12 protein-coding genes are annotated in these 10,486 nt (G+C 66.7%); 5 read left to right on the forward strand and 7 right to left on the reverse strand.

The genetic code is table 11. From position 1 onward, the window contains the following. Nucleotides 1–202 precede the first annotated feature (202 nt). The 5 genes from GGQ80_RS08945 to GGQ80_RS08965 all read left to right on the forward strand — a co-directional run bounded on the left by GGQ80_RS08945 (nucleotide 203) and on the right by GGQ80_RS08965 (nucleotide 3,629). The gene (locus tag GGQ80_RS08945; RefSeq protein WP_183983887.1) at nucleotides 203–1,312 is read left to right on the forward strand and encodes an O-antigen ligase family protein; all 1,110 of its coding nucleotides are present in this window, start codon (nucleotides 203–205) and stop codon (nucleotides 1,310–1,312) included. Beyond that, complete coding sequence (locus GGQ80_RS08950) at nucleotides 1,309–2,310, forward strand: hypothetical protein (protein ID WP_183983889.1); 1,002 nt, start codon at nucleotides 1,309–1,311, stop codon at nucleotides 2,308–2,310. The genes GGQ80_RS08945 and GGQ80_RS08950 overlap by 4 nt, the downstream gene beginning before the upstream one ends. Before the next feature lie 215 nt (nucleotides 2,311–2,525). Then, on the forward strand, nucleotides 2,526–3,074 hold the full coding sequence (locus GGQ80_RS08955) for a PEPxxWA-CTERM sorting domain-containing protein (RefSeq protein ID WP_183983891.1): 549 nt from the start codon (nucleotides 2,526–2,528) through the stop codon (nucleotides 3,072–3,074). A gap of 78 nt (nucleotides 3,075–3,152) precedes the next feature. Then, on the forward strand, nucleotides 3,153–3,455 hold the full coding sequence (locus tag GGQ80_RS08960; protein ID WP_183983893.1) for a hypothetical protein: 303 nt from the start codon (nucleotides 3,153–3,155) through the stop codon (nucleotides 3,453–3,455). A 24-nt stretch (nucleotides 3,456–3,479) separates the two neighbouring features. Then, nucleotides 3,480–3,629 carry a hypothetical protein gene (locus GGQ80_RS08965; protein ID WP_183983895.1) on the forward strand — a complete coding sequence of 50 codons (150 nt, stop codon included), beginning with the start codon at nucleotides 3,480–3,482 and terminating at the stop codon, nucleotides 3,627–3,629. Between the two features lie 676 nt (nucleotides 3,630–4,305). On the opposite strand, the gene GGQ80_RS08970 is transcribed toward GGQ80_RS08965, so the two are convergent. From GGQ80_RS08970 to GGQ80_RS08995, 7 genes are all read right to left on the reverse strand, one after another. Further along, a complete protein-coding gene (locus GGQ80_RS08970; protein ID WP_183983897.1) occupies nucleotides 4,306–4,494 on the reverse strand; it encodes a hypothetical protein in 189 nt (62 codons plus the stop codon). Between the two features lie 335 nt (nucleotides 4,495–4,829). Next, on the reverse strand, nucleotides 4,830–5,528 hold the full coding sequence (locus GGQ80_RS08975) for a pirin family protein (protein WP_183983898.1): 699 nt from the start codon (nucleotides 5,526–5,528) through the stop codon (nucleotides 4,830–4,832). A gap of 120 nt (nucleotides 5,529–5,648) precedes the next feature. Continuing rightward, nucleotides 5,649–6,299 carry a cell wall hydrolase gene (locus GGQ80_RS08980; RefSeq protein WP_183983900.1) on the reverse strand — a complete coding sequence of 217 codons (651 nt, stop codon included), beginning with the start codon at nucleotides 6,297–6,299 and terminating at the stop codon, nucleotides 5,649–5,651. A gap of 48 nt (nucleotides 6,300–6,347) precedes the next feature. After that, nucleotides 6,348–7,685 (reverse strand): L-fucose:H+ symporter permease, encoded by a 1,338-nt coding sequence (gene fucP, locus GGQ80_RS08985; RefSeq protein ID WP_425506035.1) that lies wholly within the window; start codon nucleotides 7,683–7,685, stop codon nucleotides 6,348–6,350. Next, nucleotides 7,642–8,424, reverse strand: coding sequence for an L-fucose dehydrogenase (locus GGQ80_RS08990; RefSeq protein WP_343050968.1), 783 nt, complete (start codon nucleotides 8,422–8,424; stop codon nucleotides 7,642–7,644). Before GGQ80_RS08990 ends, fucP begins: the two co-directional genes overlap by 44 nt. Further along, nucleotides 8,421–9,707 (reverse strand): L-fuconate dehydratase, encoded by a 1,287-nt coding sequence (locus GGQ80_RS18295; protein WP_343050970.1) that lies wholly within the window; start codon nucleotides 9,705–9,707, stop codon nucleotides 8,421–8,423. Before GGQ80_RS18295 ends, GGQ80_RS08990 begins: the two co-directional genes overlap by 4 nt. Next, on the reverse strand, nucleotides 9,695–10,435 hold the full coding sequence (locus GGQ80_RS08995; RefSeq protein WP_183983905.1) for an SDR family oxidoreductase: 741 nt from the start codon (nucleotides 10,433–10,435) through the stop codon (nucleotides 9,695–9,697). Before GGQ80_RS08995 ends, GGQ80_RS18295 begins: the two co-directional genes overlap by 13 nt. Nucleotides 10,436–10,486: the final 51 nt, after the last annotated feature.

A 10,486-nucleotide genomic window follows, 5' to 3' on the forward strand; every position in this document is an offset into this window, starting at 1 on the left:
AAGTTATTGAATGATACAGGATTTATTATCCTTTCGTGCTACACGATTACGTGATGGCGACCTGTTATTCTGGATATGCCTCATTGCGCTTGTCACCGTCTTGGCCTTAGGCGGTGCCGGCAGCGGCTTTCCAGTGCTATCCTATTGTATTCAGCTAATTTCCATTGCTCTTCTCGCGTTCGTTGCCGCCGTCTATCCGCAATTGACCGATGGACGGTTTGTCCTTTTTGCAAAGATACTTATCCTCGCCGTTGCGGCGCTCCCCGCGATCCATCTCATTCCGCTGCCCGTCACGATGTGGACGGCGCTGCCGGGGCGCGCCCCCGCGCTCGCGATCCTGGCCGCGATCGGCGCGTCGCCCGCGCCGCACCCGTTGTCGCTGGACCCTGCGGCAACGCTCGCTGCCGGCCTTGAGCTGATCCCCGGCATCGCCTTCTTCTGGGCGGCGACCCGATTGTCACCGCAGCGCCAGCGCGCGCTGCTCGCCATCGTCATCCTCGTCGCGCTGGTGTCCGCGCTGCTCGGCGCCTTCCAGCGAGCCACCGGCGCCGTGACGATCTTCGCCGATGCGCACGCGCCGTTCGGCCCCGGCCTGTTCGTCAACCGCAACCATCAGGCGACGTTGCTTCTCGTGGCGATCGTCCTCACCCCTGCCGTGATGGGGCCGCGGCGCCGCGCCGCGATACCGATTGTTCTGCTGCTGTTCGCCGGCGGTATCGTGGCCACCACCTCGCGCGCCGGCCTGGCGCTCCTGCTACCTGCGCTCGCGATCGCCGCGCTGCTGTCGGTCGAGCGCCGCCCGCGACCACGCGACGTGGCGATCGGAGGCGTCGCGCTCGCCGTCGCCGTGGCGGCCGCCTGGGCGAGCGGCGCCGTCCAGCTCGTCGCCACGCGCTTCGCCGACGGCAGCGAGCGTTATGCCTTCTGGCAGGCGACGCTCGCCGCGACGCGCGACTTCTGGCCCTGGGGATCGGGCATCGCCACCTTCGACAAAATCTTCCCGCTCTACGAGTCCGACGCGCTCATCGGTCCGTATCGCATCCCCGCCGCCCACAACGACTTTCTGCAGCTGCTGCTCGAGGGCGGCCTGCCCGCGCTCGTTCTGATCGTCGCCGGCATCGGCTTGCTCACCGCCGCCGCCCATGCCGCCCGTCGCCGGTCGCTGGGGCAAGCGGCGGCAGCGGGGCTGGCGATCCTCCTGATCCATTCCGCGCTCGACTTCCCGCTACGCATGATGGCGCTGTCGGCGGTTTTCGGACTGCTCTCCGGCATCCTGCTGTCGGCGGCGGATCGCCGGGGCACGGCATCGTGAGGCTCGCTCTCCGCCTCGCCCTCGCCTTGGCGATCCTCGTCTTCGGCACGGCGCTGGTCCTTGGATCCGTGCGGTCCGCACGCGACACGACGACGCCCCGCGACGCGCTGATCCGCGCACCGCTCGACGACCGCGCACTCGAAGCGCTCGTCCGCGCCGACGACGCCGCCGGTCGCTGGGCCGAGGAGAAGCGCCTCATCGCGGTTTCGACCAGCTTGACCAAGCGCAACCTGCCGATCCGCTTCATGGCGCTGGCGATCAAGGCCGCCGATGGCGATCTGGCCGGCGCCGTCCGGGACGCCGACCTCCTGCTGCGGCAACAGGCTTATCAAGCCCCCGTCTTCACGTTCCTGCGCGACGCCGCGGCGTCGGCGGAGGGACGCGACGCCATCGCGACGCGCCTCGCCGCAAGGCCGCCCTGGCGCGTCGACCTGCTCGTCCACCAGCGCGGCCTGATCGCAGCTGGCCATGGCGACGCGGTCGCACTGCTGACCACTATGAAGGCGATCGCGCCGCCCACGGATGACGAGATCGAGTCGCTGGCCGAAACGATCGTCGCCGCCAACGACGTCGATGCCGCCTTCGCCCTGCGCGCCGCCTTCGCGCCTGGCCGCGATCTGCTAATCGACCGAAGCTTCCGACGGCCGGGCTCGTCGCGCAGCGGCCTGCTGGGTTGGGCTTTCGGCGACACTAGCGGGCATGATGACAGGGTACGGCAGATCACCTTCGCCGACCCGGGGCGCCACGTCCTGTCATGGAAGGCACGCACACCCGGCAGCACGATCGCTGCGAGCGGCCCCTGGACGATGCGCTGCCTCCAGCCAACGCATTTCGTAACGATCGGCCCGGTCTCGAGCGAGACGAACCACGGTGTGACCACGTCTCGCCGAACGGTCGACATTCCAGGCGGTTGCCCGGCGCAGTTTGTATCCTTGCCACGAGACGCCGCCGTGCCGATACAGGATGTACCGCCCGCGCTTCGCGTCGACTTGTCGTAATTGATAGTTTGGCAGTCAATACAATGATTTATTTGTACCAGTCGCTAGACGCTACGGTCTAAGTGTTTGTTTTTATACACGACTGCATAAACGGCATGCATTACTGCAATATTAGCAGCCAGTATGTATCATAATCGGACCATAAGCGGATGATGAGTCCCTTGCTGCACGGTTAACCCACCGTTAACCTGCGAATCAAACAGGGGGATTTACAGATGAAACTCAAGAATTGGTCGGCTGCTGCGATGGCGCTGGCCGCCGCGATGACGGCTACCTCCGCCACGGCCACCGTCTTTTCCTTCGAGTTGAACGGCGCGCACCGTGCAGTGTGGACGATCGACACCGATCAGCCGACTGACGGATATGCCGATGGCGAATCGTCCTATTACATCGTCGAGGGTAATTTTTCCGACCTGCCGGGATTCAGCGCCAAGACCAACAACGCCGCATTGATCGAATTCTACACGGATAAACTAGACGGTGGCTTCTACATCGAGGATTATTACAATACTACGGTGGACGTGGATGATCGCGCGATCCTGACGACCAACGGTCCGTCGGTCATCACCGGTCCTTCAATCGCCCCGACGTTCCTGACGGGTTCGTTCGTGTTCACCAACAAGTACAACTCGGCGGAAAAGTACAGCCTGCTCATCACCGCCATCCCGGAGCCGGCGAGCTGGGCGATGATGCTGATCGGCTTCGGCGCCATCGGGGTGACGATGCGTCGCCGCGCGAAGGGCGCTGTCACCCTGCTGGCGTGACGATCGCGTCCGTCCGACGCAGCGGCCACGTCACGGGGCGCGGTGTCGGACGGAAGCGATGCTGACGGCGGCAACGACATGGACCGCAGCCGCCCGGGGCTCTGCCCCGCCCCGGATGGTCGCGGCATGGATACAGGCAAGCTCTTGATCGGGGAGTGCATCATGGGCCGTACCGAGACGTTCTTCTATCGCTTCATCGACCGCCGCCCCTGGCGGCGGATGATCATCGGCGCCGGCCTGATCGGCTATTTCGCCATCTCGCTGACCTTCCTGACGATCGGCGTGGCCTTGATCCCGCTACGCTGGTGTCGCTCCATGCTGACAACGCAGCCCCGGACAAACAGCGGGTTACGCCAGCACGACGTGACCGCGATCAACTGAGCGGCCGAAACGGGGCTTGAAACGATGTTGATCGCGATCGGCGGCGGATGTGGGGCACTCGTGTGCGCCATTGTGTACGCCCTGTTCGGTGCCCGCATGGCTGCCAAGCAGAAGACATGGACCCCGGCATCGGTGTCGCTCATCCAGAATGGCCCCGCGACGGATGACGAGTAGTACGACGCGCGTCCGACGCGGCGTTGTGTCTTGGGGTTGATACACGAGCACATCAGGATCGTGACGGCGCGAAAGCGGGTGCCGGGCCGAAGGGAGCGGTGCTTCAGCGTCGTGACCGACACCTCGACGCCGCTGGCGACCATTTCCGCTGCCGCTACGCGGTCGCCCCGCAAAGGCTACTGACACGAAGTGCAGACGCGTGGCCGGGCCAGGCGCACGCGAGCGACGCCGCCAAAGACCTTCGCCGGGCGATCACGAGCCCAGCTCTGGATGAGTAGCGTGCCCCGTCTTGGCGACTTCAAGCACGGCCAACCGAAGATGGTGCAGCCATTTCCATTCGGAGCCGCCCCCGCCTCACGCGCAAGAGGCTGATCCAGTAACGCTGGGGTTAGAAGCGGCATCGGCCCGCTTCCGACCTCTTACAGCATATCCTGATCGGGCGGCCGGCTGGAGAAGCGCCCCGATGCCGCTTCCACGTCAAGGGGTCGAGCCCTCATGGTCGAGGACTTGAAAACAATCCGCCCCCTCGACCGGATTCCCGACTATGCTCTGCGTCGATCGCTATGATCAGCGCCAGCTCAGGCGATCGAAAGCCGGCCTTCCACCGCCATCGCGGCGCTCCAAAACGACAAAAGAGCCCGCACCCGGCGAGCCCCATCGTCTTCGGGTCGAGCGCTCAGAAGGGGCTCGACGGCGGCAGCGGCGGGAGCACCGCAGGCGGCGGCGGGGGTGCATCCGGGCTACGCGGCGGCGCCGCCGGATTGGTCACGACCGGCGTCGTCGTCTTCTTGCGCTGGGCGTCAGCCGTTCCTGCCGTCGCGATCAGCGCAGCAGCCATGACAATCGCAGTCCCGATCCGACGCATCGGCGTATCTCCTTCAACGGTCGGGATACCACAGTTGTTGCACCGCGGCAATCGACATCGCTCAAGTAGATCGGTAATCTTCCATAGTAACGCATTTCCATTTCACGTTATCGAAGACTTCGGATTACGGGCTGAAAATCAGACACTTGACCTTCGTCAGTCCCGGCTCGGCAGGCGGTCGCCTCACGAAGAGTGCCAACTGCCCGAGTCCCCCGAGCGGCTGCCTACGCCGACCTCCGCAATCCCCGAGTCGCCGAGCGTCGCCCTAGCGTGCCCCCGGCGGCCCTGATCCGGCCGCCGGGAGCGTCGCCATCGTCGACCAGTGACTCGCCCCGTCAGGCGGCATCGACCAGCACGATCTCCGCATCCTCGATCGCCGTGACGGTCAGTACCCGCTCGTCACGGATCGCGGCGCCGTCGCGCGCTGCCAACCGCACACCGTTGATCTCGATCGCTCCCGTCGCCGGGACGAGATAGGCATGGTGCCCTTCGCCCAACGGATATTCCGTGCTTTCACCCGCCTTCAGCGTCGCGCCGAGCACGCGCGCGTCGGTGCGGATCGGCAACGCGTCCTGGTCGCCCACGACCCCGCTCGCCAGCGTCACGAACCGACCCGAGCGCTCGCCCTTGGGAAAGGGCCGCGCGCCCCATGCCGGCTGGCCGCCGCGCTCCTTTGGCTCGATCCAGATCTGGAAGATCTTCGTTAGGTCGCTCTCGCGGTTGTATTCGGAGTGACGAACGCCCGACCCCGCGCTCATCACCTGGACGTCGCCCGCCTCAGTCCGACCCGTATTGCCCAGGCTGTCCTGATGCGTGATCGCGCCCTCGCGGACATAAGTGATGATCTCCATGTCGGCATGCGGATGCGGCGGAAAGCCGGTGCCCGCCGCGATCGCGTCGTCGTTCCACACCCGGATCGGCCCCCAGCCCATCCGCGACGGATCGTAATAGCTCGCGAACGAAAAATGATGTTTCGCGTCCAGCCAGCCGTGATTGGCACCACCGAGCGTGGCGAAGGGGCGATGGTCGATCATGCTCTGTCTCCTCGAAAGTCCGATGAAGCGACGTAGCGCTTCGTTGCCCCCAAGATGAGCGTTCGGCCACCGTTTCGAAATAGGGATGACGGCATCACATCGTTGCCGGAATGCGACCGTTCAGGCGCGAATATAGAACAGATGCGTCCGCACCTTCGCCACCTTCACCATCGTGTCGCGCCAATAGGGCACCATCCAGTCGGTATGATAGTGCGTCGCCCGCCCGACCGGTCGATAGACACGCCCCGCCAGCGCCTCGCGCGCCGCCCGCCGCGCGCCGCCCCAGCCCCAATGGATCGTGCGGCGCCGGATCGATCCGTCGCAGGTGAACGAGAATTGGCACCCCGTCACCCGCGACGATCCCTGATAGACGACACCGCAGATCGTTCGCGGAAATCCCGGCGCCCGCACCCGGTTGAGGATGACCTGGATCACCGCGCGCTGGCCCGGCCGGTCGTCGCCCGCCTCGTATAGTGCCGCCGTTGCCAGGCACTCGGTCGCCTGCGCGCGTTCCGCCGGGCCGCCTCGGAAGCGATAGCGGATCGGCGGCAGCCAGCGCCTGGCCTCGATCGGCACCCTGGCATTCGACGCACGCGCCTCGGCCATCGACATCGGCTCGGGCAAGTTGGGCACCACCTTTTCCGGGCGCCACGGCCCCATCACCCCGGCGGCGATCACCACGAACGCCACGACGCCGATCAGCAGCAACCAGCGCTCCGCCGCGCCCGGCGCCTGGCGCCGACGGGAACGGGATGATCGACGTTGCGCCATGGAAGCGCCTCTACCATCCAAATTGCCGCCCGCCAGCGGCGGATGAGGCTATGCCCGGCGCGCCGCCATGCGGGCGAACGACAGCACCACGGCAAAGCTCAGCACCGGCACCAGCAGCGCCATATTGATCCCGGCGAGATCCGATACGCGCCCCATCGCGCCGGTCAGCACCGCGCCGCCGATGATCGCCATCACGATCAGCGACGCACCCGATTGCGCCAACGGCCCCAGCCCGCGCAGGCCGAGCGCGAAGATCGTCGGGAACTGCACCGACATGAAGAAGCTCGCCGCCACCAGCGCCCACAGCCCCGGCTCGCCGCCGACGAAGGCCGCAACCAGCGTCAGCAGCGCGGCGACCGTCGCAAACACCGCCAGCAACGTCGCCGACGCGATCCGCGCCATCAGCGCCGATCCGACGAAGCGGCCGATGCCGAACAGCACCAGGCTGGCGAACAGATAGTCCGCCGCCGACCGCTCGATCATGCCGGCCACGTTCGCCTGCGCATAGCGGATGGTATAGCTCCACAGCCCGACCTGAGCGCCGACGTAGAAGAACTGCGCGATCACCGCGAAGCGCAGCACCGGCTGCCGCAGGACCGACGCGACGCCCGCCAATCCCGCGCCCTCCGCCTCGTCGCGATGCCGCGGGAAGCGCACCAGCAACGCCGCCACCGCCACCGCCAGCACCACCAGCCCGATCGCCAGATACGGCAGCTGTACCGCCGCCACCTCCTCGCGCAGCAGTGCAGTGCGTGCCGCGGGCGCCATCACCGCGATCTGCGCAGGATCATGCCCCAGCTCCGACAGGATGAAATATTTGCCGATCAGCACGCCCGCGACGGTCCCGACCGGGTTCGCCGCCTGCGCCAGCGTCAGCCGCCGCGCCGCGCCTGCGGGATCGCCCAGCTCCGCGATCAACGGGTTGGCGGTCGTCTCCAGGAACGCCAGCCCGCTCGCGATGACGAACAGCGCAGCGAGGAAATAGCGATACTCGCCATAATGCCCCGCCGGATAGAACAGCAGCGCGCCGATGCCGTACAGCGTCAGGCCGATCACGATCGCGGTCTTGTATCCCCGCTTGCGCGCGACGATCGCCGCGGGGATCGCGAACACGAAATAGCCGATGTAGAAGGCCTGCTGGACGAAGCTGGTTTCGAAATCGCTCAAGCTGAAGGCGCGGCGGAATTGCGCGATTAGGATGTCGTTGAGATTGTTCGCCATTCCCCACAGGAAGAACAACACCACCGTCAGGATGATCGCCGGCCGGAACCCGCGCGCCTGCTCGCCCTTCATGCCACACTCCTCCTCCACGGCCGCATCGCTCTTGTCGGCGACGACGGCGTTACCCGCTGGTGTCGCGGCCCAGCGCGCGGTCGAGATGAACATAGCCGCCGTCGACCATCAGCCACTGCCCCGTCGTATGCCCAGCGCGATCCGATAGCAGGAACAGCACCGTATCGGCGATCTCCTCCGCGGTCGTGAACCGCTGGCCCAGCGGCACCCGCGCCGCAATCTGTTCCACCGCAGCATCGGCATCGGGAAAGGTCTGCAGCCACTCGCGATACAGCGGCGTCATCACCTCCGCCGGCACCACCGCATTGACGCGGATGCCGTCTCCGGCCAGCGCCGCCGCCCACTCCCGCGTCAACGCCAGCTGCGCGCCCTTGGCGGCGGCATAGGCGCTGGTGTTGCCTTGGCCCGTCAGCGCCGTCTTCGACGATATGTTGACGATCGTCCCGCGCGTGGCGCGCAGATGCGGCAGCGCGGCCCGCGCCATGGTGAAGTAATGGATCAGGTTCGCGTCGAGCGACCCCCGGAACGCCGCCGGCGTCGCGTCGAGCCCGATCGAGTCATTGGCGCCGGCATTGTTCACCAGCGCATCGATCCGGCCATAGCGCTCGGCCGTCGCCGCCACCGCGGCTTCGCAGGCGGCATCGTCGGCCAGCTCCGCTTCGACGAACGACCAGTCCTTGCCCAACGCCGCCGCCGTCGCCGCGTGGGGGCCGGTGCGAGACACGATCACCGGGATCGCGCCCTCCGCCGCCAGTCCGCGTGCGATCGCCGCGCCGATGCCCGATCCGCCGCCGGTCACGATCGCGACCCTGCCGGCGAGCCCCAGCTTCACGCGCCGAACCTGTAGTCGCGCAAACTCTCGGGCTTCATCTCGATCGAATAGCCCGGGCGCTGCGGCGGCATGTACGCGGCGTCGCGGATCACGCAGGGGTCGATGAAATGCTCGTGCAGATGGTCGACATATTCGATAACGCGTCCGTCCATCGTCCCGGCAAAGCACAGATAGTCGATCATCGACAGATGCTGGACATATTCGCACAGGCCGACGCCGCCTGCATGCGGACAGATGGGCAGGTCGAACTTTGCCGCGAGCAGCATCACCGCCAGCGCCTCGTTCACCCCGCCGATCCGGCACGCGTCGAGCTGGACGATGTCGCATGCGCTCGCCGCCATGAACTGTTTGAACAGGATGCGGTTCTGGCACATCTCGCCGGTCGCGACCTTCACCCGGCCGATGCCACGGCGGATCGCCCGGTGGCCCAGCACGTCGTCGGGGCTGGTCGGCTCCTCGATGAACCAGGGATCGGCGAAGGCGAGCGCATTAACCCACTCGATCGCCTCGCCGACCTCCCACACCTGGTTGGCGTCGATCATCAGCTCGCGGTCGGGGCCCAGCACCTCGCGCGCGATGCGCACGCGGCGGATGTCGTCGATCAGGTCGCGGCCGACCTTCAGCTTGATGTGCCGGAACCCGGCATCGACCGCCTCCTGCGCCAGCCGCCGGAGCTTGTCGTCGGGATAGCCCAGCCACCCCGCCGAGGTGGTGTAGCAGGGATAGCCGTTCGCCTCGAGCGTCGCGATCCGCGCCGCCTTGCCCTCCGCCCGCGCCGTCAGCAGCGCCAGCGCCTCGTCGGGGGTGATCGCATCGGTGATGTAGCGAAAGTCGATCGCGGCGACGATCTGCTCGGGCGTCATGTCGGCGACCAGCCGCCACACCGGCTTGCCTTCCGCCTTCGCCCACAAGTCCCACAGCGCGTTGACCACCGCCCCGGTCGCGAGGTGGATCGCGCCCTTGTCCGGCCCGATCCAGCGCAGCTGGCTGTCGCCGGTCAGTCGCCGCCACATCGCGCCGGGCGCCGCCGCCATCTCGGCCAGGTCGATACCCACCACCAGATGGCGCATCGCCTCGATCGCCGCGACGCACACGTCGTTGCCGCGCCCGATGGTGAAGGTCAGGCCATGCCCCTCGAGCCCCGGCGTATCGGTGTCGAGCACGACATAGGCCGCCGAATAGTCGGGATCGGGATTCATCGCGTCCGATCCGTCGAGCGACAGGCTCGTCGGGAAGCGCAGATCGATCGTGCGAAGCCCGGTAACGCGGGTCAATTCACCCACCCGCCGTCTATTACATGGACGGCGCCGGTCGTGAAGCCCGCCTCGTCGCTGGCGAGATAGGCGACCAGCGCGGCGATCTCCTCCGCGCGGCCCAGCCGGCCCATCGGCTGGCGCGCGACGAAGGCGGCATCGGCATCGGCCACCGCCACGCCCTGCGCCGCCGCCTGGTCGACGACGCGCTGGCGCAGCGATGGCGTCTCGACCGTGCCGGGGCAGATGCAGTTGCAGCGGATGCCGCGACCGACGAAATCGGCGGCGACCGCCTTGGTCAGCCCGATCACCGCGCCCTTCGATGCGCCATAGGCGCAGCGGTTGGGAATGCCCTTCACGCTTGATGCGATCGACGACATGTTGACGATCGCACCGCCGCCCTTGTCCAGCATGCCGGGCAGGAATGCGCGGATCATGTGATAGCTGGCGTGGACGTTGAGGTCGAACGACAACGCCCAGTCCGCCTCGCTGCCTGCCAGGATATCGCCCGCCGCGACATAACCCGCAATGTTGCACAGCGTATCGATCGCGCCGATCCGATCGGGCAGCGCAGCAACCTCGGCGGCGTTGGTCAGGTCGACCAATACCCGTTCGACACCGTCGATGGCGTTCAGCGCGTCGCCGTCGCGGTCGAGCGCCCACACCTTCGCGCCCTCGTCACGCAGCCGTTCGGCACTGGCACGGCCGATACCGTTCGCTGCGGCAGTGACGACCACCACCTTATTCAAAAATCGCATCTTTTCCCCCCGGTCTTGCATCATGCGCCGGCATTTTCATTAGTCAAACGT

Source organism: Sphingomonas jinjuensis (assembly GCF_014197105.1).
Taxonomy (GTDB): Bacteria; Pseudomonadota; Alphaproteobacteria; order Sphingomonadales; family Sphingomonadaceae; genus Sphingomonas; species Sphingomonas jinjuensis.